16 protein-coding genes are annotated in these 23,839 nt (G+C 43.9%); 7 read left to right on the top strand and 9 right to left on the bottom strand.

Annotated elements, in window-relative coordinates; translation table 11 throughout:
- The first annotated feature begins 199 nt into the window (after positions 1-199).
- Both Q4Q54_RS19095 and corA read left to right on the top strand, forming a co-directional pair.
- Positions 200-571: a hypothetical protein gene (locus Q4Q54_RS19095; RefSeq protein ID WP_283628672.1), complete on the top strand. Its 372-nt coding sequence runs from the start codon at positions 200-202 to the stop codon at positions 569-571.
- Positions 572-697: 126 nt separating this feature from the next.
- Positions 698-1,645: a magnesium/cobalt transporter CorA gene (corA, locus tag Q4Q54_RS19090; RefSeq protein ID WP_311989272.1), complete on the top strand. Its 948-nt coding sequence runs from the start codon at positions 698-700 to the stop codon at positions 1,643-1,645.
- Positions 1,646-1,841: 196 nt separating this feature from the next.
- Here corA and Q4Q54_RS19085 read toward each other — a convergent pair whose 3' ends face one another.
- Complete coding sequence (locus Q4Q54_RS19085) at positions 1,842-3,104, bottom strand: DUF3391 domain-containing protein (protein WP_311989270.1); 1,263 nt, start codon at positions 3,102-3,104, stop codon at positions 1,842-1,844.
- Between the two features lie 117 nt (positions 3,105-3,221).
- On the opposite strand from Q4Q54_RS19085, the gene Q4Q54_RS19080 reads away from it, so the two are divergent.
- Positions 3,222-3,917 carry a 2OG-Fe(II) oxygenase gene (locus Q4Q54_RS19080; protein ID WP_107404380.1) on the top strand — a complete coding sequence of 232 codons (696 nt, stop codon included), beginning with the start codon at positions 3,222-3,224 and terminating at the stop codon, positions 3,915-3,917.
- 81 nt (positions 3,918-3,998) lie between these two features.
- Here Q4Q54_RS19080 and Q4Q54_RS19075 read toward each other — a convergent pair whose 3' ends face one another.
- From Q4Q54_RS19075 to Q4Q54_RS19060, 4 genes are all read right to left on the bottom strand, one after another.
- Positions 3,999-5,348 carry a sensor histidine kinase gene (locus tag Q4Q54_RS19075; RefSeq protein ID WP_311890337.1) on the bottom strand — a complete coding sequence of 450 codons (1,350 nt, stop codon included), beginning with the start codon at positions 5,346-5,348 and terminating at the stop codon, positions 3,999-4,001.
- The gene (locus Q4Q54_RS19070) at positions 5,339-6,013 is read right to left on the bottom strand and encodes a response regulator (protein ID WP_106650745.1); all 675 of its coding nucleotides are present in this window, start codon (positions 6,011-6,013) and stop codon (positions 5,339-5,341) included. Before Q4Q54_RS19070 ends, Q4Q54_RS19075 begins: the two co-directional genes overlap by 10 nt.
- A 184-nt stretch (positions 6,014-6,197) precedes the next feature.
- Entirely contained in the window at positions 6,198-6,557 is a 360-nt protein-coding gene (locus Q4Q54_RS19065) for a hypothetical protein (RefSeq protein ID WP_311989269.1), read from the bottom strand.
- Positions 6,558-6,767: 210 nt separating this feature from the next.
- Positions 6,768-8,090 carry a dicarboxylate/amino acid:cation symporter gene (locus Q4Q54_RS19060; RefSeq protein WP_259510517.1) on the bottom strand — a complete coding sequence of 441 codons (1,323 nt, stop codon included), beginning with the start codon at positions 8,088-8,090 and terminating at the stop codon, positions 6,768-6,770.
- Between the two features lie 222 nt (positions 8,091-8,312).
- Here Q4Q54_RS19060 and Q4Q54_RS19055 point away from each other — a divergent pair, with 222 nt between their 5' ends.
- Positions 8,313-11,942 (top strand): invasin, encoded by a 3,630-nt coding sequence (locus Q4Q54_RS19055; protein WP_311989268.1) that lies wholly within the window; start codon positions 8,313-8,315, stop codon positions 11,940-11,942.
- A 100-nt stretch (positions 11,943-12,042) separates the two neighbouring features.
- Here the strand turns inward: Q4Q54_RS19055 and astB are convergent, their stop codons facing one another.
- On the bottom strand, positions 12,043-13,377 hold the full coding sequence (gene astB, locus Q4Q54_RS19050) for an N-succinylarginine dihydrolase (RefSeq protein ID WP_311989267.1): 1,335 nt from the start codon (positions 13,375-13,377) through the stop codon (positions 12,043-12,045).
- Positions 13,378-13,707: 330 nt separating this feature from the next.
- On the opposite strand from astB, the gene topA reads away from it, so the two are divergent.
- Positions 13,708-16,350, top strand: a complete 2,643-nt coding sequence (topA, locus tag Q4Q54_RS19045) for a type I DNA topoisomerase (RefSeq protein ID WP_006086246.1) — start codon at positions 13,708-13,710, stop codon at positions 16,348-16,350.
- A 222-nt stretch (positions 16,351-16,572) separates the two neighbouring features.
- On the opposite strand, the gene zomB is transcribed toward topA, so the two are convergent.
- Positions 16,573-17,352, bottom strand: coding sequence for a flagellar motor control protein ZomB (gene zomB, locus Q4Q54_RS19040; protein WP_311989266.1), 780 nt, complete (start codon positions 17,350-17,352; stop codon positions 16,573-16,575).
- Between the two features lie 228 nt (positions 17,353-17,580).
- Here zomB and cysB point away from each other — a divergent pair, with 228 nt between their 5' ends.
- Entirely contained in the window at positions 17,581-18,564 is a 984-nt protein-coding gene (cysB, locus tag Q4Q54_RS19035) for an HTH-type transcriptional regulator CysB (protein WP_106650738.1), read from the top strand.
- Between the two features lie 64 nt (positions 18,565-18,628).
- On the opposite strand, the gene Q4Q54_RS19030 is transcribed toward cysB, so the two are convergent.
- Together Q4Q54_RS19030 and Q4Q54_RS19025 are read right to left on the bottom strand one after the other, a co-directional pair.
- The gene (locus tag Q4Q54_RS19030) at positions 18,629-19,291 is read right to left on the bottom strand and encodes a response regulator transcription factor (protein WP_106650737.1); all 663 of its coding nucleotides are present in this window, start codon (positions 19,289-19,291) and stop codon (positions 18,629-18,631) included.
- Between the two features lie 219 nt (positions 19,292-19,510).
- Positions 19,511-19,975 carry an acyl-CoA thioesterase gene (locus Q4Q54_RS19025; RefSeq protein ID WP_011847014.1) on the bottom strand — a complete coding sequence of 155 codons (465 nt, stop codon included), beginning with the start codon at positions 19,973-19,975 and terminating at the stop codon, positions 19,511-19,513.
- A gap of 367 nt (positions 19,976-20,342) precedes the next feature.
- Here Q4Q54_RS19025 and Q4Q54_RS19020 point away from each other — a divergent pair, with 367 nt between their 5' ends.
- Positions 20,343-23,726: a chitinase C-terminal domain-containing protein gene (locus Q4Q54_RS19020; RefSeq protein ID WP_311989265.1), complete on the top strand. Its 3,384-nt coding sequence runs from the start codon at positions 20,343-20,345 to the stop codon at positions 23,724-23,726.
- Positions 23,727-23,839: the final 113 nt, after the last annotated feature.

Genomic DNA, 23,839 nt, shown 5'->3' with positions numbered 1-23,839 from the left:
GCCATTTGCCATTTGCCATTTGCCATTTGTCTTATCTCTTCGACCGTGAGCGTTAAGCTTGATCCCAAAGACAGTTTATCCACTTGAGTCAGCGTATAATGGCCTTTAGATAATGTGTGGCACTGACGGGTTAATGCTCGATTGCAGCATGTGTTATATCGTTGACTGCGCGTAGGCGAAGTACATCAAAGGAAGAGCCATGCTCACTAAAGTTTTACTGACATTCTTAATCATGGCTGGTGCTTGGTTTTTGCTGATGAAGCGCCAGCGACATATTGTGCCTCAGGCCGCGAATATCAGCACTAAACGTTTAAGTGAACCCCTGTGGCGTCGTTATCTGCTCACTGGCGTGTTTGTGGTGCTCGGACTGAGTGTACTCAGTTATAGCGTTTGGTATTGGCGCGACCAGCACACAATAGTCACGGTAAGAATCGTGTCACCCAATGCTGACAACAATGGTGAGTATCGCGTGCGCAAAGGCGATATTTCAGATTCGAAAATGGTGACGATCGATGGCATCCATATTCGCTTTTCGACCCAAGAACGGCTGACGATCATCGAGACCGATTAAGGCATATTTATTTTACTAAATTATCCTTCGCGCCTTTTCATTGCCAACTTATGCGGTAAACTAGCGACAATTTTTTAGCCTGCACTTAAGTGGGATCGTTAACTTAAGTTTTTTTCAGGAGGACAAATGATTACTGCTTATGTGTATGAAAATCGTCACCTTACTGTGACAGAGCTCGGCATACTGGACAGTATTCCCGCGTCGACCATTTGGTTAGATCTGTATAAACCCGATGATGCGGAGCGAGAATGGTTAAGTCATTTTTCTGTTGAAGAAGTGCCTGACGAAGAAGATATCAATGAAATTGAGGCCTCTGCACGTTTTTATCAAAACAGCGACGGCTTGCACATCAATTCGTTATTTCCCCAGCGTGTCGGCCAAGATGTGCGTGGTGTTAACGTGTCCTTCAACCTTCGGGCCAATTTTTTACTGACAATCCGTGAAGAAGACGTCGGTCTTATCCGCTTGCTACGTAACTATTTACGTTTGGGCCGGTTAGACGTGTCGACGCCGCAGGAATTATTTCTCGAATTATTTAATCTGAAAGTGGATTATCTGTCTGACTTAATCGAAGACGTTTACACTGTTCTCGAAAATGTCGGTGAGCAAGTGTTTGATAACGATGAGCTTGACGATGTATTTAAGCTCATCACTCTGCAAGAAGACTCCAATGGTAAAATCCGTTTGAGTTTGCTCGATACCCAGCGTTCACTGCGTTATATGCAGCGTTACTATCGTGGTCAGCTATCCGATGAGCACTTGAAGGATTTGCGGGAAATGTTATCGGATATCGAGTCGCTGATGCCCCACAGTCAATTTATTTTCGATAAATTAAACTTCTTGCTTGATGCGGCCATGGGTTTCAGTGGCCTGCAACAGAACAAAATCATTAAAATCTTCTCGGTTGCCGCTGTGGTGTTTCTGCCGCCAACCTTGATTGCCAGTAGTTATGGGATGAACTTTACCAGTATGCCTGAGCTTGAGTGGCAATACGGTTACCCTATGGCGATTATGATGATGTTAGCCAGTGCCGCCGGTACTTACTTCTTCTTTAAACGTAAACATTGGTTATAAGTCAGCCGCTAGACGTGTTGGTTTTGTCGAATAAAAGAATAAGGGTCGAATATTATATTCGACCCTTATTCTTATCACTGTGATTTAATCACTTCACTTGATTTAATGAGCTTTATGTCACGAGTCTAACTCTATGACTTTGATTAAATCAGTGCCGCCAGTTATGCACCAACTGTAAGGCTATTTAACTCAGTCATCATTTACGACTGTCACCACCAAAGTAGTAACTCACTCGTTCGCGGGGATTCAAGTACTCGTGAACTTTTTCAGGAAGCGCCGCAGGCGGTAAGCAGCGCACTATGCTTATCCCTTCAATCTCTAAATCAACGATAGGCGCTTGATCTTTAGGGACTAACGCATCGTAAACCAATATCTTAGGGCATAGCAGTTTAGTTAAGTTAACCGACATCACCATGGCATATTGTCCGCTGGATAATTCCACCACACTGCCGGGAGGATAAATGCCGAGCATCTTGATCATCTTGCCAATGTATTCTTGATTAAGCTTAGTTTTGTATTGCTTGTATAAATGTCCCAGAGCGGCATAGGGCATTCTGGCTTTGCCCTGTTGGCTTGGATAACACAGGGAGTCATATTCGTTCACTACCGCAATCAATTGCGAAACTTTATCGAGAGCCTCTTCCTTTAGGCCTTTGGGATAACCACTGCCATCGAGACACTCGTGATGATTGGTGATGGGAGCCAAGGCCGCTTGGGGGAAATTATCGGCTAATTTGAGCAGTTCAATCCCAAGTAACGGATGCTGCTTGATGAAATTAAGCTCTGGCGCCGACCAAGGAGTCGATTTTTTAAGAATTTGGGGTGGAATTTTTAATTTACCCACATCGTGGAATAGGGCACTGAGACCCACAGTTTCAATCTCACTTCTATCCCATTCCAGTTCTTTAGCGATCAGCATAGAAAGAATCGCGACGTTCAAAGAATGGTAATAAATACTTTCGTCTTGCTTGGCATCGCTCATTAAATGCAGCACTAAGTTATCTGAATTAAGCAGCTGTTCGACGATGGAGTGTACTAAATCTTTGGCGTCATCGACCGCATTTAAGGGGCGATTACGCAGCTTAGAGATGAGGCTGCGCATCATGGCTACCGAACGGGTAAAGTTTTGCTCGGTTTTATGAATATCGCGGCGTAATTTTTTTTGCACTTCGATTTGTTCGGCCTTGTACTGATCCATGTCGTTTTTAAGCACATTGATCTCAGCACTTGGCGGTAATTTGATTGGGTTGACCGCATCAGCATGTAACGGGGCGACGTCGCTACGTTCTAAATCGACGATGACATGTTCTATGCCCAGATTTTTAATCAACTCGATTTGCGCAGCTTGTTTAATATGAAAGCTACTGAATAAAAAGGGATGATCTTTCCAAGCCACGGGCAAACGCACAAAGTTGCCGACTTGAAGTTGATGGACTGAGACTTTACAGCTTTTTTTCATATTCTTGTTATCGTGAAGCCTAATGTGGTTATTTTATCTCAATGATGCTGCTTTACAATTACTTAACTAACATGTCAGCATAGTAAGCCTAGAAAGTAGCCAATCCATTGAGGAAGTATGGACTTTATTGAAGTATACCCTAATGCGTTGCCAAACGACTTGTGTGACCGTCTCATTCTGGCATTTGAGCAACATGCTGGCGTTGTCGACGGACAAACGGGCAATGGCGTTGATCTGGAGAAGAAGATCAGCCGCGATTTGACCTTAGATAGTTTCGCCGACTTGCAGCCCCTCAGAAACGAACTCTTAGGTTATACCTTAAAGGGCGCGGTAGATTATTTCACAAAGTATTCAATGGCGTTAATGGGCGCGGTCGCTGTGTCTGTGAGTGATGAACAAGGCCAACCCGCGACGCTAACCCCTGCTAATTTTGCAGCGCTGGGTGCGCCTAGAGCCGATGGTTTAGTCAAGTATTTGTATCGCAGTGGCAGTATTAATGTTCAAAAGTATCAGCAGAATAAAGGCGGTTATCCCCACTGGCATTCGGAGCAATTCCCGCAAAATGGTCACAATGAAGCCTTGCATCGCGTCGTGCTTTATATGTTTTATTTAAATGATGTGGAAGCGGGCGGTGAAACCGAATTTTATTATCAGCAGCGTAAAATTTCCCCGAAAAAAGGCACTATGGTGATAGCACCAGCGGGATTCACTCATACGCATAGGGGCAATAAACCCGTGAGTGGTGACAAATACATTGCCACCTCTTGGATCATGTTTAATCGAGCTGAGCAGTTATACGCTGTGATTGCCTGATAAAGTTCACTATTCACACATAGTTACACATCCTTGTTTTAACTATTTGTATTTAGCCTTTGTTGTGAGCTATCCCTGTCCTTAAACAGGGATACTGATCCTAAAGAGTGCACCTTCTAAGCGGCTTTCCTCAATTTTTAAACTACCACCGTAGCTGTGAACGATTTCATCACATACGGCTAATCCGATACCTTGTCCTGGTGACTGGGTATCGGCTCGCACGCCGCGTTGGATAATCTTCTGTCTAAGGCTTTCTTCGACACCTGGGCCATCATCTTCGACGATAAGTTCAAACTCACCTTGTGAATTAATCTTAGCCAATACATGTACTTGGCTGATACATAAGCGGAAAGCGTTTTCCATCAGGTTACCACACAGCTCCATCAAGTCGCCCTTGTTGCCGGGGAACATTAAGGAAGGGGGAATGCTCGCTGAGAACTGCACTTGCTTATCGCGGTAAATTTTAAATAACATTTGCGCTAATTGATCGACTAAGGGCGCAATCACAGTCTGTTCTTGCTTCAGGCCTTGGCGGCCTAACATGGCGCGTTTTAATTGATATTTGACCAGCTGATCCATCTGGCTGACCTGTTCCATGATTTTTTCGCTCGCCGATTGTTTACTCAAACTGGCGTCATCTGTGATGGCATGCACAGCGGCTAAGCGGGTCTTAAGGCTGTGTGCTAAGTCATTCATGGCATTTTGATAGCGCTGTTGTTGGGCGCTCGATTGTTGCAGCATTTGGTTGAGTGCTTGAGTTACGCCTTCGAGTTCAACAGGATAACCCTCAGAAAGTGATTTACTCTTACCTTGGTTAATCGATTGCAGTTCATTCTGCATCCGTACTAAGGGGCGCATTCCCCAATAGGCGGCGCTGACCAATAGAATTAACGCTAAGGCTAATACCATGGCGAGTCGAATATAAGTGCGTTTACTGAACTTACTGTATTCCTGCTCGAGCTTGGCGGCATCTTTGAGGACGAGCAGGTTGTAATGTACGCTAGCAATTTCCACCGCGAGCAAATAGACGAAGTAACCTCTGTCATCGGCCATAGTAAGATAATAGGGCGGTGAGTCGTTGCGAATTTCGTTAAAACGCTCGCAAGTATCAAATAAGCCACGGTCTACCGCGAGGGATGAAGTCCAAACCTGTTTGAATTTTTCATCACAACTCGCAATCACATAGCGTTCTTGCTTATTATTTTCCTCTAGCCACGCACTGGTATCTGGGATGAGATCGTGCTCCCGTAATTCGGCGGCGACTTGGGGGATTTCGGCAATGAGTTGTGCGGTTTCTTCGTTATAACTATTCTGCGCATGCAGGATATTGACCATCCATGCGAGCCCAAAACCCACTAAGGCAATAATCGATAGTGAGGTGAGAAACATCCGCGTCAGCAGACGTTTCTTAAATTTTAATCTTAATTGCATGGCAGGTTAAATTTATATCCTTGGCCGCGAATGGTGACGATGGGATTATCAATGCCATCGCGGGTCAGTTTTTTGCGCAGCCGGCTGACCATGACTTCAATGGTGTTTGGATCGCCTTCTTTATCGCCATATATCACATCGAGCAAACGTTGTTTGGCAACTACCTCGTGGCAATGACGCATTAAATATTCGAGGATTAAATATTCAAAGGCCGTGACTTCCATGATTTCATCACTCAAGGTGACTTGTTTGGCGGCGAGATCGAGCTTCAATTCCCCACTGCAAATTACCGGTTTAACAAAGCCTGCACTGCGGCGTACTAAGGCATCTAACCTAGCGACGAGTTCTTCTTTTTGAAAGGGCTTAACTAAATAGTCATCGGCTCCGGCATTTAGGCCTTCGACCTTATCCTGCCAATTGACACGTGCGGTGAGGATTAATATCGGCGCTTTAAGATCGGCTTCTCTGAGTTGTTCAATTAAGCTAATGCCATCTTGGTCGGGTAATCCTAAATCGACAATTGCGACATCGATCGGGTAATTTGTGGCCTGATAGAAACCTTCTTTGGCTGTGAGCGCCACTTGAACTTGATTGCCGAGATCGCTTAATTGCACTTTTAAGTGGTGGGATAAAATAGGATCGTCTTCAACAACCAAAATTCTCATAATATACATGCCTTAATGTGGATGATCTAAGCCTTAGCAAAGCAGTCTACGCAAAATCACACTGATAACCAAATAGAGTCTTAGCATATCTTAGTCGAACTTAACCTTTGCTGACCGAGCGGAACTTGTGGTCAAAATAAGAACTTATTTATTGTTGAATAAGAAAGTATTACCGCAAAAAGTATTAGCGTATCGGTGAATTCCCCCAAGGAGACTTTTGTCTTCTGATCCGCAAAATGCCGTTACCACAGATAATTGCACCTAAGGTAAATAGCATCACCGCCATCATAATAAAAGATAATCTCAACCAAGGCGCTTCTTGCGCTAAACGCATTTGTATCGCTTCAATCGTGGTGACACCCCAGACGGTAAAGACACTCACAAATAATAGAACTTGTAATAAACGCAGTAAATAAACCGAATTAAAGCATAAAGCTAAGGGGGCTATTGCAAAGGGGATAGCAAAGTTGATTTGTTCATAACGTACTAAGTGGGCACACAATAGCCAGCACGCTATCAGGATCCAAAGACTTCTCCACCACATTTGTTCAACTCCAATTAACGTATCAAAATAGTAAACATAATGTATCTAAAAACAAACTTCCGTACTATTGGCATGTTCACATTTTGCTAATTTTAGAAAAATGAATTGGCATCATTAATGTAAACAAACAGCGCAGGTTTAAGTGTGAACAAAAAATATAAATAAAAACGCCCAACACAGAGGCTGGGCGTGATGGGTATTTAACTAAGGCTAGTTAGATTTATCTGAATGATGAACTTGCTCATCAAAACTTCTAGCAGCCTTACCCGCTTGTGTGTTGTTAAACACTTGCTCGTTAAATTCACCTTCAGATTTCGCAATAATCACTGTTGCGACACAGTCGCCCGTCACGTTAACTGCGGTACGTACCATGTCGAGTAGGCGATCAACACCGATAATCAATGCAATACCTTCAACCGGTAAGCCAACTTGATTCAATACCATGGCCAGCATGATAAGTCCAACACCCGGAACGCCAGCTGTACCAATGGATGCCAATGTTGCTGTCACCACAACGGCGGCATAATCGGTGAGCGAGAGTTCAATGCCAAAAACCTGGGCGATAAATACAGTGGCCACACCTTGCATAATTGCAGTGCCATCCATATTAATGGTCGCACCTAAGGGGAGCGTGAAGGCAGCAATCTTATTATCGACACCTAATCTATGCTCAGAGGCTTCTATGGTAATAGGTAAAGTGGCATTTGAACTTGCTGTTGAGAAGGCAAACAATTGCACATCGCGCATTTTACGAATAAATATGAATGGATTGAGGCCTGAGAAGAGTTTTAGAAGTGTCGGATAAACAATAAACGCATGGACCAGTAATACACCGAGAACTACGAAGAAATATTTAACTACGCTACCAAAGGTCTCTAAACCGAGCGTTAATGCTAGTTTTGCCATCAGCGCAAACACACCATAAGGTGCCAATTGCATAATCAGTGTCACGACGCGCATTATGACTTCATTTAAATCTTCAAACAAAGCCGCAACTCGTTTACCTCGCTCACCAATATGGGCAATAGCAAAGCCAAAAATAACCGCAAAAATAATGATTTGCAGCATATTTCCTTCACTCAATGCCTGCATCGGATTGGTGGGGACTATATTGATAATCACGCTTGAAAGACTGGGCGCTTCTTTGGCAATGTATTCCATTTTTTCTGAAGCGAGTGAAGCGTTCCCAGGATGTATAAGGACGGCACTGACAATCGCAACTACGAGAGCAATTGCGGTGGTGAATAAATAGAAAGCAAGGGTTTTGCCCCCTAAACGGCCTAATTTTGAAGGCTCACTCAGTGAGCAAGTGCCACAAACTAATGAAATAAAGACTAAAGGAACAACTAACATTTTTAAGCTGGAGATGAAAATGGTACCGATAACATGTAAAAAACCTTCGGTAATATAGTCTTTTACGATATCGCTTTCTGGAAAGGCATTGCGGAGTATGAGACCTAAGACAATACCTGTTCCCATACCGATCAGAATTTTACTTGTAAGGCCGAGTTTATTTTTTATCGAAATTGCCATGGGGAGTCCTGTGTGTTTTTTATACATTCTATTTTTTGGCGCTCACAAGACTAGCAAGAAAACGGCGAAGATGAAATGACAGATAGCGTTAAAGTATTTGTGTTATTTGTGAAATAAAATAAGGTTGTAGCGAGTAAAATTGGTGAAAATTGTGTAATGTTAGCCTATAAGTAATAAGCGTCTAGCTTAAGTATCATCATCAGAGTAACAGGGAGCCTGACAATGAAGTCAGCGTATAAGGTTTTTCTCGCAGGATTGTGTTCACTTTTTTTAATTGCATGTGGTGGTGGAGGCAGCATCTCCGATGATGGAGGGACAACGCCTACACCGGGTGTTGTTACTGTCACTCTCAGTATTTCTAATAGCGATAGTGTTTCTGTCGCTACCCCTGCGGAAGTAAAAGCAACGGTTGTGGATTCTAAGACTGGACCTCTAGCAGGTGTAGTTGTTTCATTTAAATTAGATAACGACGCTTTAGGCTCATTTACTCCCTCAACTGGGACGCAATTAACGGACTCATCTGGCGTTGCAACGGTTAAGCTAGATACTGCAACTTTAGCTGGTGCTGGAAATGTAACGGCGAGTGTTGCGAGTGGGGCCTCCATAACCAAGGGTTTTTATTCAAAAGGTGATGGTGTAGTTCAGCCTGGAACGGGCAATAAACTTAAACTATCATTACAAAATGCCCAAGGACAAACTATAACAAAAATTAGTTCTGCGGTACCTGGTACCGTTAGTGCTATATATACTAATGGTTTAGATGAACCATTAGTTGGGAAGGTGATAACTTTCACTTCAAACTTAGGTAAATTTTCACCGCTATCAGGCACTGCACTTACCAATGCTCAAGGACTTGCTAAAATAGCAATTACAGCTGGTTCAGTTGCTGGAGCTGGTAATATTATTGCTAAAGTTGATGAAAATACTGAATCGCTTGGATTTGAGACATCGGGTGATGAAGTTGTTATTAAGCCAATTGATGCGTATAGCATTGCGCTAACAATTTCTGATTCACAGGGCCAAGAGTTAAGAAATATCAGCCATGTTGTTCCAGGAACTGTAATTGCGACTTTATTGAAAGACGGTATTCCGACAAGCTATCAAACAGTCGTATTCAATTTGACTGGACAAGGTACATTAAATCCTTCTTCAGGAACGGCATTAACAGACCTAAATGGTCATGCATCTGTAACGTTAATTACTGGAACAAATGCTGGTGCTGGAACGGTTACAGCTAGCTTCTCCCTTGATAATGAAACAATAACGGATAGCTTTAACTTTGAAGTCGCTGGCGATGCACCTGGTGGAAATGGCGAGGCTAATTCCTTATCAATTCAATTGACAAATAGCCAGACGGGATTACCAACTACTAATGTCAGTGCGGCACAACCGAGCAAAGTAACAGTTACTTTAGTTGATAAAGATACCACTCCATTAGTTGGTAAAGTAGTGAGCTTTAGTAGTTCCTTAGGTAACTTCCTTCCAACGAAAGGAACTGCTTTAACAGATGCAATTGGCCGAGCTTCTATTACTTTAACTGCTGGTAGTGTTGAAGGTGCAGGTGAAGTCACTGCAAGTTATGGTACTGCGAAGGCTATTGTCGGTTTTGTAACCGCTGGTGATGATATAGACCCTATAGAAGCAAGCCCAGAAATCAGTTTTGATATATATGATTGTAATGGTGTGGTTGCATGGGATAAGGCACTAAAGAACTTTGAAGTTTGTAAGATAACAGACAATATTACAAACGATAAACCCGGTATTATTGGTGTTAAAGTTACGCGTTCTGGTAGTACGCAAGCTCTACAGCAAGTACTTGTTACTGCCGCAACAACCTTAGGAGCTATTAGCCCTAATTCGGGGACAGCCATCACGAATGCTGATGGTAAAGCTATTCTTGATTTGTACGCAAATGGTAACGTAGGGGCTGGCGAAGTCTCTTTAAAAGTGAAAGATGCTACCTCAACTAAAGCGTTTGAAATTGGTAGAGTAAATATTAGCCTCGATATAAAAACAAGTGTAGGCAATAAATCTTTACCAGCAGGTGGGTCTACCATTGTCGAAGTTACGGTTTTCAATCCTGATGGTTCATTATCGACAGGTCAACCTTTCACTCTAGAATTTTCATCAGAATGTGTTGCTGCTGGTAAAGCTGTCATTGATTCGCCTATAGTCACTAATGCTGGTAAAGGTTATTCGACTTATCGTTCAACAGGATGTAGTGGATTAGATACAATATCTGTTTCAGCTGTTACTGGTGGCGGCTCAGTGTCTAAGACAACTCAAATTACAGTTGATACAGTAAAAGTTGGAGCTATTGAGTTTATTTCTGCAACACCTAATCAGTTGGCTCTGAGTGGCACTGGTGGAATTGCAGGAGTAGGCGCACGTAGTGAGACGTCTGTTGTTCAATTCAAGTTATTAAATGAAATTGGTCAACCTGCTAGCCAGCAAAGAGTTTGTTTTGAATTGAGTACCGAAGTAGGAGGCATGACATTATCACCATCACCTCTTGCTGAGGATTATCTAGCATGTAGCAATATGCCTCAACCTGGAGATGCTGAGTACCCTTCAGATCTGAGCCTACCGAATAAATATGCTGTGGCTTACACGGATGCATTTGGCCAAGTTTCAGTTACGGTAAAAGCTGGTGATATTCCTACACCTGTAAAAGTATTTGCTTTATGGTCTGGTAGTACTGGCAACGGTCATGATGCAACTATTTCTAATATTTCAGATGAGTTAGTTGTATCTACAGGACTTGCTGATAATGATAGTTTCTCTTTATCTGCAACTATTCTTAATCCTGAAGGATGGGATCACGACAATGAGCAATCAATAATTAATGTTTTAGCTGCAGATCATTTTAACAACCTTGTTCCTTCTGGTACTCGAATCAGTTTTAGAACGGAGGGAGGTGGTATTGATAGTTCATGTGTTACTGGCTCCAAGGATAATGGTGCAGGTATATTAATTCCTAATGGCGGTTGCTCTGTGACTTGGCGAAGTCAAGATTCACGTCCTTTCAAAGGGACTACAGTGATTTGCCCTAATGGTGGGTTTAATGGAATTATCACTCCCCCATGTACAGGTAATAGTTATGCTCGCTATCTTGACGGTACTAATTCAGTTATTGCAGAACCACGTCCGGGTAGAACGACAATTACGGCTTACGCGATTGGAGAAGAGAGTTTTGTTGATTTAAATGGAAATGGGTTATTTGATGAAGGTGAAGATTTTAGTGATTTATCTGAAGCGTTCACAGATCATAACGAAGATGGTAAATATCGAGGTTCACCATTACCTGCAGGTGCGGTTAAAGAAGAATTTGTTGATTATAATATAAGCGGTTCTTTTGATGTTGCAGATGGTAAGTATACTGGTTTACTTTGTGCGCAAGGCTCTGAGGCAAAATGTACTGATACTGGGAGTGATAATTTTAAAGCTCAGTTGAATGTATTTAGAAATCTTCCATTAGTCATGTCTGGCAGTACTCCCTTCATGAGACTGGTGAATATAGATGCAGTAACTGGAAGTATTACCCCTGTGCAACCGATTGATTTAACTGTCGATGCACCACAAACTGTTTATTTATTCCTTTCAGATATAAATAATAATACGCTTCCATTTGGAACCACGATAACAGGGACTGCAGATAATGGTGTATTAAGTTCAGTAACCTCAACTTATACAATAGGAAATAATACCTCTAATAAACCATTGCTATATCCTTTTACTATTGGTTTAGAAACCTCTCCAAACAAGAAAACAATTGGACAATTAACTATTACGGTTAAAACCCCTTTGGGTGAACCATTAGCTGTGTCTGTAAACGTGATAGATGCTGGTTGATGATTTATTTTGGTTAGTACAGAGAAAACGCCCGACTATCATTCGGGCGTTTTTCTTCGTAATGTTTGCTTAGTGTGAAATATAAATTGCCAGCGTTATTCTAACGCTGGAACTGATACACGCTACCTAGTTTCATGATTTGCGTGAGCTCATCTAATGCAGTGCGTGATTCGATGATTAGCTGAGGGTCAGCAAGATCTTGGGTGGTCAATCTGTCACGGTAATGTTTGTCTACCCAAAGGTTTAAACGTGCAAATAAGGCATCATTCATCAGAGTGTGTTGATTTACGGCCGCGACTTCCATCTCATTCATTGCAACACGCAAACGCAGGCAGGCGGGGCCGCCGCCGTTTTGCATGCTTTGTTTTACGTCGAAGTAAAGCACTTGCTTAATGGGGGTGTTTAGTGTCAGTAGTTCATTCAAATAGGCAAATACTGCCGGATTTTCTTGGCAATCGGTTGGGGCAATAATGGCCATTTCACCAGAAGGAAGCGTAATAATCTGGGTATTGAATAAATAGCTTTTGACGGCGTCGTTAATCGCCACTTTAGTGGTGGGCACTTCAATGAAATACAGTTCGGTATCGAGCTTACGTTTAATTTCATCAATTTTATGTTGGGTATTTAAGAAGGCTTGTTCATGGTAGAACAGCACATTTTGGTTACCGACTGCGATAACATCGTTATGGAATACACCTTGATCAATTACATCAGGATTCTGCTGGATGAAGACGCAATTATCCTCTTCAAGCTGATGTAAGCGTGCCACTGCCATCGATGCCTCTAAGGTTTGTCTAGCTGGATATTTTTGCGGTTTAGGGGCATTGGGATTGGTGGCTTCTTGCCCATAAACGAACAATTCTACACCGGCATGGCCGTACTCGTTGCATAGCCTAGTGTGGTTCGCCGCACCTTCATCACCGAAGCTATTATGTTCAGGTAAGTGACTATGGTGATGAAAAAAGTGGGGATCACTGAAAGTTGCTGTTAATATGCGCCCCGTTGTGAGGGGCTCGATGCTGCGATGCAGTTTATCGACTAAATTTGCTGGGGTGAAATGCAGTTTGCCGTCACGCGTATCTGCACTGGGTGAGACAGTTGCGGCATTGGCAGTCCACATACTGGATGCACTGCAGCAGGCATTAAGCAGCATAGGCGCTTCTTTCGCGGCCTGTATTAATACATTGGCGTCAGAGCCGGAAAATCCAATTCGGCGCAATGTATAGAGGTCTGGGCGCTCTTGAGGGGCTAACATACCTTGAACCATGCCCATATCGGCAAGTGCTTTGGCTTTTTGGAGTCCTTGTTTTGCAGCAGCTTTGGGGTTGGAAACTAAGGCGGCATTGCTGAGAGAGGCGACATTGCCAAAAGACAACCCTGCGTAATTGTGTGTTGGTCCAACGAGTCCATCAAAATTCGCTTCAAAGTGCTTCATTGCTTATCCTTGTGATAGGGAAAGTTATTATTTGTTCATATGGTCCCTGAGGGAACCCAGTATACTGAAGCTTTTCGAGTGCACAAGCGGACGGTTTTGTGCTCAAAGCGACTTTTTCACGATAAATGCATAACTATTTCTTGCTTGCTGGCAAATAATGAAATATTAGTTTTTAATTACGCATATTATATTTTTACATTTTTTCAACTTTGATTAAAAAGTGACTCGCTGGTACATATAAAAGAGGGATTAACTTGAAACTATCAGTACAACCCTCTATATATGGTGCCAATTTCCACCTTCTTGAGATTTTTTGGCGCAAATTAAACTATGGGTAAATCGCTAGTTATTGTCGAATCACCGGCCAAAGCTAAGACTATTAATAAATATCTTGGCAAAGAATTCATCGTTAAATCGAGCGTAGGTCACATCCGTGATCTGCCGACATCATCGACTTCAGAAGGCAATGAAAAGGTTAAATCCGCTGCCGAAGTTAAGAAAATGTCGCCAGAAGAAAAAGCTCAATATAAAAAGGTGAAAGATCAGCAAGCGCTGGTGTCTCGCATGGGCGTAAACCCTGAAAAGGGCTGGGCGGCTAAGTATCAAATTTTGCCGGGCAAAGAAAAGGTCGTTAAAGAGCTACAGGCACTTGCCGATTCCGCCGACCAAATCTATCTCGCAACCGACTTAGACCGTGAGGGAGAAGCTATCGCCTGGCATTTGCAAGAGGTGATTGGCGGTGATCCTTCACGGTATCAACGTGTAGTTTTCAACGAAATTACTAAGTCTGCGATTCAAGATGCCTTTAGCAAGCCGTCGACACTCGACACTAACATGGTTAATGCCCAGCAAGCTCGTCGCTTCTTAGACAGAGTTGTCGGTTTTATGGTGTCGCCACTGCTGTGGAAAAAAGTCGCTCGCGGTTTATCCGCTGGACGAGTGCAGTCGGTTGCCGTTCGCTTAGTGGTTGAACGTGAAAGCGAAATTAAAGCCTTTGTACCGGAAGAGTTCTGGGATGTACATGCAGAGCTGAGTACGCCCGCTCAAGAAGCCTTGCGGATGGAAGTGGTTAAGCATTTAGATGCGGCCTTTAATCCTATCAATGAACAGCAAGCGATGGCGGCGGTTCAAGCGTTATCCGCGGCGAGTTTTACCGTGCTGGCCCGCGAAGACAAAGCGACCCAAAGCAAACCTTCTGCGCCTTTTATTACATCGACATTGCAACAGGCGGCGAGTACGCGCTTAGGTTTCGGTGTGAAGAAGACCATGATGATGGCTCAGCGACTTTATGAAGCTGGTCATATTACTTATATGCGTACCGACTCGACCAATTTGAGTCAAGAAGCCGTTGAAAACTTGCGTGATATGATTGCCAAAGAATTTGGTGATAAATATCTACCCGCTGAACCCATTCGTTATGGTTCTAAGGAAGGCGCACAAGAGGCTCACGAAGCGATTCGTCCATCGAACGTTCATGTCCAAGCGGCGACCTTATCGGACATGGAGCGTGACGCTCAGCGCTTATATGAGCTGATTTGGCGACAGTTTGTCTCGTGTCAGATGACGCCAGCCCAATATGATGCCACTAAGTTGACCGTAAAAGCGGGTGACTATGAGCTCAAAGCAACGGGACGTACTTTACGTTTTGATGGTTGGACTCGCGTGCAAACAGCACTCAAGAAGAAAAACGAAGAAGACAATACGTTGCCATTTGTGGCACAAGGCGATGTATTAGCGTTAAAAGAGTTGCAACCTAAACAACACTTTACTAAACCGCCTGCACGATACAGCGAAGCTTCTTTAGTTAAAGAATTAGAAAAACGCGGTATTGGCCGCCCATCGACCTATGCAACTATTATTTCAACGATTCAAGATCGGGGTTATGTAAAAGTTGAGAATCGTCGTTTCTATGCCGAAAAAATGGGTGAAATTGTCAGCGAGCGATTAGTCGGCAGTTTTGCTGATTTAATGAGCTATGACTTTACCGCCAGCATGGAGCAAACATTAGATGATGTGGCCCGCGGTGAATTAGATTGGAAAAAAGTGCTCGATGGTTTCTATGCTGACTTTACTAAGCAATTAGAAAAAGCGGAGCTCGATCCCGAAGAAGGTGGCATGCGTCTTAACCAAATGGTAATGACGGATATCAAGTGCCCAACCTGTGGTCGCCCTATGGGTATTCGTACAGGAACAACTGGTGTTTTCCTTGGTTGCTCTGGTTACGAATTACCTCCCAAAGAGCGCTGTAAGACAACGATGAACCTTACGCCTGGCGTTGAGGCGATTAGCGAAAACAGTGAAGATGCCGAGACTGATGCACTGCGTGCGAAGCACCGCTGTAGTATTTGCGGCACAGCGATGGACAGTTACCTAATTGATGAGAAGCGTAAGCTACACGTCTGTGGTAACAACCCGATTTGTGAAGGCTATGAAGTCGAAGAAGGCCAATTCAAGATCAAAGGCTATGAAGGTCCGCTGATTGAGTGTGATCGCTGTGGCCACGACATGGAACTGAAAAACGGCCGTTTTGGTAAGTATTTTGGTTGTACCAATAGCGAATGTAAAAATACCCGTAAATTACTGAAGAACGGTGAGGCTGCGCCACCAAAAGAAGATCCTATCTATTTGCCTGATCTGAAATGCAGCAAATCGGATGCCCATTTCGTATTACGTGATGGTGCAGCAGGGATCTTCTTAGCAGCCAGCACTTTCCCTAAATCACGGGAAACCCGCGCACCTCTGGTTGAAGAGCTGGTTCAATACCGTGAGCTACTGTGGCCTAAATACCAGTATTTAGCCGATGCCCCCGTCACTGATGACGAAGGCAATAAAGCTGCGGTGAAGTTTAGCCGTAAGACGAAAGAGCAATACGTTGCGACTGAAGTCGACGGTAAAGCTACTGGTTGGTCAGCGCATTACGTCAATGGCAAGTGGGTGAGTGAGACTACCAAGAAAGCCAAGAAAAGCGCATAGCGGCGGATTGAGTTAGCTTAACGGCAAGAGAATAAAAAAGCCAAATCAATGATGACTTGGCTTTTTTGTTTCGATTTCTTTAGAGACTGATTTGATGCTGTAGACGATGAGCCAAAAATGTTGTTCGCTTGATTCGTACTCACTCACCACGCCCGATAACGCTGAAGAAGGAGTGGAAAGCGTGCCGCTAATTCAACTTAAAAGTCAGCAAATAGGAACTGATCACCATTTCTTTTTCGGTTGAAACAGCATGTCGATATCATCTTCTTCATTTTTAGGTCTTGGTGCACTGGGTTCAGATTGTTTCTGCGCGCCCATAATCTCATCAAGTAATTGTTTAGCCTCATCCACTTTACGACCAATGAAAGGGTCATTCGGTGTTTGTGCCTTAATCGCGTGCAATGTCGATAGGGCTTTAGTCACCATTTGTTTTGATGAACCATATTGCTTCATAAAACTGGCTGCTCTGGCTCGGGAAAGCATGGAATCAACATTGATCCTCAGCTGTAAACTGTCGATACGATTTTCTTCCTGAGCAAAAATGCTTGGGTCGACTTTACCTTTATTATGCTCAGCTCTGAGTATTGCCTTGAGCTTTTTCAAGGTTTGAACTAGCGCTAAAATTTGTTTGTCGTTATCGGGTAGTCTGAAATTCTCAATCGGTGGTGATTGAGGTTGACCAGACTGTAGGGTTGTTATTTGATTATTAATATCGGCTAGGCGGCGCTGATAATCAGACTGTTGCTGGCTAGAACTAATAGCTGTCGCAGCCTGTAAGGCATCTTGCACACGGCGGTACAAAACTAACACAATATTCGTGCTACAAGGTATCATCCCTGTGTTTGATAACACAGCTTCGGTTTCATCGATAATTGCTCTTTGACGGGCAAATTCAATGCGCCGCTCAGCCTCTACGCGTTCTTTTTGTTGTTGTAATACGTTAATTCCGATAACAAGCAGTAAAAGCGCACCGATGAGGATCAGAACCAAGGTGAATGACATAGATGTTCCATTATTTATCCAATTGAGCTAATGCTACAATAAATCAATAAACTAGCATAGTTATCTTAGCCTAGGTTATCATTTCTGTCGTATGAATCTGCAGACTTGTGCTCTATATTCCTATTTGCTTTAAATTTTACTATATACTATAACGATTGATTATAGCTGAGAGTGCTTTGAGGGCTCAGTTGTTAATGGCATTTTGCGTGTTTGGGACAAGGAAATAAGATGAAACTGCAACAACTCAGGTATATTGCTGAGGTCGTAAAACATAACCTCAATGTGTCGGCAACCGCTGAAAACTTGTATACCTCTCAACCAGGGATCAGCAAACAAGTTCGCATGCTTGAAGATGAGTTGGGTATCCAAATATTTGGTCGTAGCGGTAAGCACTTAACCCATGTTACACCCGCAGGTTTGCAAGTGATCAGCATTGCCAATGATATTTTAGGTAAAGTTGAGAGCATTAAGAAAGTTTCTGAGGAATATACTAAGCCCGATCAAGGCGAGTTGAATATTTCCACGACAGACACTCAGGCGCGCTATGCATTGCCGACGATCATTCGCCAGTTTATAGATCGTTACCCTAAAGTGAATTTACACATGCACCAAGGGACGCCGGCGCAGATCAGCGAACAGGCCGCGCGCGGTGATGCGGATTTCGCCATTGCGACCGAAGCAATGCATTTGTATTCCGACTTGATTATGCTGCCATGTTATCACTGGAATCGCTCCATCGTGGTGCCTAAAGATCATCCCCTTGCGACTCGTAGCTTAAATAATCCGATTAGCATCGAAGAGTTAGCGCGCTTCCCCTTAGTGACCTATGTGTTCGGTTTTGACCGAGCCTCTGAAATTGAGAAAGCCTTTAATCGTGCCAATTTAGAGCCGCGTGTCGTCTTTAGTGCGACCAGCGCCGATGTGCTGAAGACCTATGTCCGTTTGGGATTAGGTGTGGGCGTTATCGCCTCTATGGCGATTGACCCTAATATTGATAAAGATCTAGTGGCGATTGATGCTGGCCATTTGTTTGCTCACAGTACGACTAAAATTGGCTTCAGGAAGGGCAGCTTCTTGCGTAGTTATATGTATGATTTTATTCAGCACTTTGCGCCGCATTTAACCCGTGACGTAGTGGAGAAAGCCGTCGCCTTACGGGACCAGCAGCTTATCGATGAAATGTTTGCTGATAAAAATTTGCCAATGCGTTAATTGGCGACGAGTTGCCGACATAAAAATGCCGCTAATTTAAGCGGCATTTTTGTGAGATGAGCGATTAAGATAAATCGACTTTATCCATTTCAAGTTGAGCAAGTGCTATAACAGCTTGGGTACGGTTGCGAACGCCCAGTTTTCTAAAAATGGCAGTCGCGTGCGCCTTGATGGTCGCTTCTGAAACGCCAAGATCGTAGGCAATTTGCTTATTTAACAAACCCTCGGCAAACATCTGCAGCACTTTATATTGCTGCGGCGTGAGATCGGATAATTTACTGGCCATTTTATCAACGGCATCGTCATCGATATCAATAATCTCAGTGCCTTTAGGTAACCAAATATCCCCGAATAACACTGCACTTAGCGCCTCTTTGAGGGTTTCCATCGAGGCCGATTTAGGGATAAAACCACTGCTGCCATAATGAATTGCACGGCTAATGGTATTGATATCCTCGTGGGCTGATATCACTACAACGGGTAGTTCGGGATAATGTGAGCGAAGATGGATAAGGGTGGAGTAGCCGTGTGATCCTGGCATCTGCAGATCCAACAGTACAAGATCGTAGTCGACACTACGGACATCCAATACAGATTGCAGTGCGTCAGCACTGTCGGCTTCAAACCATTGTGCATGTTCAAACGCTGTGGTCAGCGCTTGACGTAGTGCATTTCTGAACAATGGGTGATCGTCTGCGATAATAATATTTAAGTTTTCTAGCTTCATGGCTTTTATGATTATGTTCGGTGCGCGTGAAGATTGAACTCAATGTAACAGAAAAGTAATCAAGGATCCTATTGCTTTATTCATGAATTAGGACAAAATTTTGATATGTTTCTGGTTGTTAGACTTTGGTCGGTGTTATAAAAAACATATTTAAATTGCAAAGTCGCGATGAAAAGCCCGAGATGACGGGCGGTTTAGTGTCTTTCAATCGCCTAAAAACTATTCGTATGTCCACACTTGAGTGGGATTTCGTTGTTCGTCAACTGCGACAAAGGTGAACACACCACGTATGGCATGCTCTCGATGGTCTTGATACATGTCTTCGACATAGATGTTCACTTCAACTTTCAATGAAGTGTTACCGACATGGATCACCCGCGCGATCAGTTCGGCTAATGTGCCTGCGGGGATAGGTTTTTTAAAATCGATTCTATCAGAACTCACAGTTACTAAGGTTTTACGGCAAAAACGAGTTGCAGCAATAAAGGCCGTTTCATCCATCCACGCTAAAGCTTCGCCACCAAATAACGTATTGTGATGGTTGGTGATGGATGGAAATACCGCTTTGATTACCCGCGCTTCTGAGGAATCGATTCGCGTTTGAATCGCTTCTGGGAATTGTGCTTCAGAGTTTTCGGTTCGTGAGGTATTTTCGGTGTTTGGAGAAATGGGCGTAAGCGACATACAGCAACCTAAGGTAATGCAGCAAATAAGGCTGAATTATAGAGATTTTTAATTCTTAAAGATAGAAAACCACTTCACTTTGAGCCTCTAGCAGATTTTATTGTCGGTTTATTACTAACCTTTTAAGCGGCTATGCATAGCAGATAATATTTAAAACTCATTATTTAAGTATAAGCCATTAAAAGTAAAGTGATTTTTAAAATTTGTCATATCTAGTTATTTAATATAACACTTTAAAGGTTAACAAATTACTTACATTGAGCTACCTTGAATATTCCGCAGTAACCCCTTTGTTGTCATCTGACGTTGTATGTGCTCGTGTAAAGGACTATTTCGGTAACATACTATAATAAAAGAGGATTTCAACATGATCTGTAATATACCTTGGGTAATGAAGCAACAGCGATTCGCGTGGTTAATGGCCACAGCTATGGCGGGTTTCAGTTATTCTCAAACGGCTGCAGCAGTGAGTTGCCAAGACATAGCAGCTTGGAACAGTAGCCAAATCTATGCAACCGTCACGCCTGTAACCTACGATAATTATCTCTATCAAAATAAGTGGTGGACCCAGAATGAAAACCCTAGCCAAACAGGGCAGTGGGGCGTATGGGAAAACAAAGGCGTGTGTGATGGAGCGCAAAACCAAGCCCCTACACTGGTTATCTTGCAGCCGCAAAACAATGTGAGTGTGAATTTAGGGGATGTTGTCGTGCTGCAGGCCGATGCATCTGATGTTGACGGTACCGTTTCGAGCGTAAATTGGTTTGCCAATGGTCAGGCGGTAACGAGCCCTTGGACGACTAATGCGATCGGCAGTGTTCAGCTTAAAGCGGTAGCGACCGATGACAAAGGTGCGACGACCGAGAAAAGTGTTGTGCTAACCGTTATCAATGCTACGAGTGAAAACTTACCGCCTTCGACAGAAATTTTGTCACCTCTAAATGACAGCGCTGTCACTGTTGGCGACTCAGTAACCATTAGCGCGAATGCGAGCGATCCTGATACGGGTGATAGCATTACTAAAGTTGAGTTTTATCTTGATAGTCAATTGATTGCGACTGATAACAGTGAACCCTATTCGGCAACGTGGCAGGCCGTTGGAGTCGGTGAGCATCAAATACAAACCCGTGCCTACGATAGTCACAATGCCAGTGGCTTGTCGGCAATCATCAAACTCAATGTTGCCGCAGCTAATCAAGCGCCGAGCGTGACTTTAACCGCGCCGCAGGCCAACTTTCAAACAGATTTAGGCACGGTGTTATCACTCGCAGCAACTGCGACTGACAGTGATGGCGATGTGGCCAGCGTGCGCTTTTATGCTAACGGTGTGCTCGTTGCTGAAGATGCAACCGCGCCATACAGTGCACAATGGACTGCCATTGAAAACGGCGACATTCGTTTCACCGCTGAGGCTATCGATAATCTTGGCCTGACAACATTATCAACCGCTGTCATCGGCCGAGTAGGTCAAGCACCAACCGATAATGAGGCTTGCCGTCCTGAAGGCTTAGTGGGTGATTCAGTCTATTGCGATGTGTACGATCAACAGGGCCGCGAAAAAATGGGTAGCGATCACGCCCGCCGCGTTATCGGTTACTTTACTTCGTGGCGCACGGGTAAAAATGGCCAGCCGAGTTATCTCGCAAGTGATATTCCGTGGGATAAAATTACTCACATCAATTATGCATTTGCGCATATTGATTCGAATAATAAGGTCTCTATTGGCGACCCCAATAGTGTCACGAACGCGGCAACAGGATTAGAGTGGCCGGGCGTTGCAGGCGCTGAGATGGATCCCGAGTTTAATTACAAAGGCCATTTTAACTTACTCAATAAGTATAAAAAACGCCATCCAAACGTTAAGACTTTAATCTCGATTGGTGGCTGGGCTGAAACGGGCGGTTATTTTGATGATAACGGCAATCGTGTTGCCAGTGGTGGTTTCTATGAGATGACTCAGACGACGCAAGGGATTGAAACCTTTGCCGATTCTGTGGTGACGTTCTTACGTACTTACAGCTTTGATGGGGCGGATATCGACTATGAGTACGCGACATCAATGGCTAAATCCGGTAATCCTGATGATTTTTCGATGTCAGAGCCAAAGCGTGCGACCTTGTTTAAACAGTACGAACTGTTGATGAAAACTCTGCGTGAAAAACTCGATGCAGCTAGCAAGCAAGATGGTAAGCACTATATGTTGACCGTTGCTGCGCCAGCATCGGGCTATTTATTACGTGGGATGGAGGCGTATCAGATGACTCGTTATCTCGATTACGTCAATATTATGAGCTATGACTTGCACGGCGCGTGGAATGATTTTGTCGGTCACAATGCGGCGCTGTTTGACACTGGTACAGATGCAGAGCTTGCGCATTGGGATGTTTATAGTACGGCGCAATATGGCGGCATTGGTTATCTCAATACCGATTGGGCATACCATTATTTCCGCGGTTCTATGCCAGCAGGGCGGATCAATATCGGTATTCCTTACTATACGCGTGGTTGGCAAAATGTCAGTGGTGGCACTAACGGCCTATGGGGCTTGGCGGCATATCCGGATCAAACGGCTTGTCCTGTGGGTACGGGTGATGGGGCGTCAAACTGTGGTTACGGTGCTCAAGGAATTGATAACCTCTGGCACGATAGTGATGTACGTGGCGATGAGATGTTCGCAGGCTCAAACCCTATGTGGCACGCTAAAAACTTGGAGCACGGTATCAGCGGCAGTTATTTAAGCCTTTATGGATTAGATCCGCAAACGAATGTCGCCGATCAACTTACGGGCACCTATGAGCGCCATTATGACGCAGTGGCGGAATCTTCATGGTTATGGAACCCTATAAAAAAGGTATATCTGTCTACTGAAGACGAGCAAGCTATGACGCGCAAAGTGCAATATGTGGTCGATAACGGCATTGGTGGCGTCATGTTCTGGGAATTAGCAGGTGACTTCGGCTGGTATCCTGAACGGAACAATGGTCAGGGTGAGTTCTTTGTCGGTGAGACTATGACCAGCATTGCGTACAATGGATTTGCGCAAGCAACCCCGTATGGCAATCGCACCAGCAATCAGGTAATGCCATCACAAACATTGGCCTTAACTGCAAGCTTATCTGGCTATAAAGTGGGCGACAGTAACTATCCGATTACGCCAACTTTGACCATCACCAATAATAGCCAAGTGACTATACCCGGCGGTGCTGAGTTTGAATTTGATATTTCGACTTCAACTTCAGCCGAAATTGCCGATCAATCGGGTATGGGCTTAACTGTGGTAACGGATGGTTCCAATGTGGCAGGAAATAACGTGGGCGGGTTGGAGAATGATTTCCACCATGTTCGCTTTATCTTGCCAACCTGGAAAAGTCTCGCGCCTGGGGCAACGTTTGACGGCACGATTAAGTACTATTTGCCTGTCTCTATGCCATCAAACTTTACTGTGAGTTTTAATGGCACTCGATATGGATTTGGTGCGGCGAGTTCCGTTGTTCCACCTGTGGATTGTGCTGCAAATCCAAGTTTACCTGAATGCCAAGTACCTGTGGTGGATAGCTGTGAAGCGACGAGTGTCGATACTGTGGGTATTCCTGCTTATCCAAATTTCCCGCAAAAGGACTATCAGGGAAATCCAAGTCATGCAGCAACGGGCGATAGGATGAAAAACAGTCGCGCTGTTTACCAAGCTAAGTGGTGGACCAACGCGGCACCTGGAGCTTCTGCTGATTGGGCGTTTGTGTGTAATCTATAACATTGTTTATGCACTTAAAAGCGTGCAAAGTCGTCAGCAGCAGTGTGTTGCTGACGGCTATCAATACAATGGGTATTAAACCGCTGTTAATAAAAAAACCGATCTAAGATCGG

The organism is Shewanella sp. SP2S2-4 (genome assembly GCF_031932025.1).
In the GTDB taxonomy this organism is placed as follows: domain Bacteria; phylum Pseudomonadota; class Gammaproteobacteria; order Enterobacterales; family Shewanellaceae; genus Shewanella; species Shewanella baltica.
The sequence above is the reverse complement of the archived record's forward strand: the minus strand, read 5'-3'. Positions and strand labels throughout refer to the sequence as shown.

Excerpts from the sequence above, each read along its gene's own strand:
- Q4Q54_RS19095 (WP_283628672.1), top strand. The coding sequence starts at position 200 with ATGCTCACTAAAGTTTTACTGACATTCTTAATCATGGCTGGTGCTTGG.
- corA (WP_311989272.1), top strand. The coding sequence starts at position 698 with ATGATTACTGCTTATGTGTATGAAAATCGTCACCTTACTGTGACAGAG.
- Q4Q54_RS19085 (WP_311989270.1), bottom strand. The coding sequence starts at position 3,104 with ATGAAAAAAAGCTGTAAAGTCTCAGTCCATCAACTTCAAGTCGGCAAC.
- Q4Q54_RS19080 (WP_107404380.1), top strand. The coding sequence starts at position 3,222 with ATGGACTTTATTGAAGTATACCCTAATGCGTTGCCAAACGACTTGTGT.
- Q4Q54_RS19075 (WP_311890337.1), bottom strand. The coding sequence starts at position 5,348 with ATGCAATTAAGATTAAAATTTAAGAAACGTCTGCTGACGCGGATGTTT.
- Q4Q54_RS19070 (WP_106650745.1), bottom strand. The coding sequence starts at position 6,013 with ATGAGAATTTTGGTTGTTGAAGACGATCCTATTTTATCCCACCACTTA.
- Q4Q54_RS19065 (WP_311989269.1), bottom strand. The coding sequence starts at position 6,557 with ATGTGGTGGAGAAGTCTTTGGATCCTGATAGCGTGCTGGCTATTGTGT.
- Q4Q54_RS19060 (WP_259510517.1), bottom strand. The coding sequence starts at position 8,090 with ATGGCAATTTCGATAAAAAATAAACTCGGCCTTACAAGTAAAATTCTG.
- Q4Q54_RS19055 (WP_311989268.1), top strand. The coding sequence starts at position 8,313 with ATGAAGTCAGCGTATAAGGTTTTTCTCGCAGGATTGTGTTCACTTTTT.
- astB (WP_311989267.1), bottom strand. The coding sequence starts at position 13,377 with ATGAAGCACTTTGAAGCGAATTTTGATGGACTCGTTGGACCAACACAC.
- topA (WP_006086246.1), top strand. The coding sequence starts at position 13,708 with ATGGGTAAATCGCTAGTTATTGTCGAATCACCGGCCAAAGCTAAGACT.
- zomB (WP_311989266.1), bottom strand. The coding sequence starts at position 17,352 with ATGTCATTCACCTTGGTTCTGATCCTCATCGGTGCGCTTTTACTGCTT.
- cysB (WP_106650738.1), top strand. The coding sequence starts at position 17,581 with ATGAAACTGCAACAACTCAGGTATATTGCTGAGGTCGTAAAACATAAC.
- Q4Q54_RS19030 (WP_106650737.1), bottom strand. The coding sequence starts at position 19,291 with ATGAAGCTAGAAAACTTAAATATTATTATCGCAGACGATCACCCATTG.
- Q4Q54_RS19025 (WP_011847014.1), bottom strand. The coding sequence starts at position 19,975 with ATGTCGCTTACGCCCATTTCTCCAAACACCGAAAATACCTCACGAACC.
- Q4Q54_RS19020 (WP_311989265.1), top strand. The coding sequence starts at position 20,343 with ATGATCTGTAATATACCTTGGGTAATGAAGCAACAGCGATTCGCGTGG.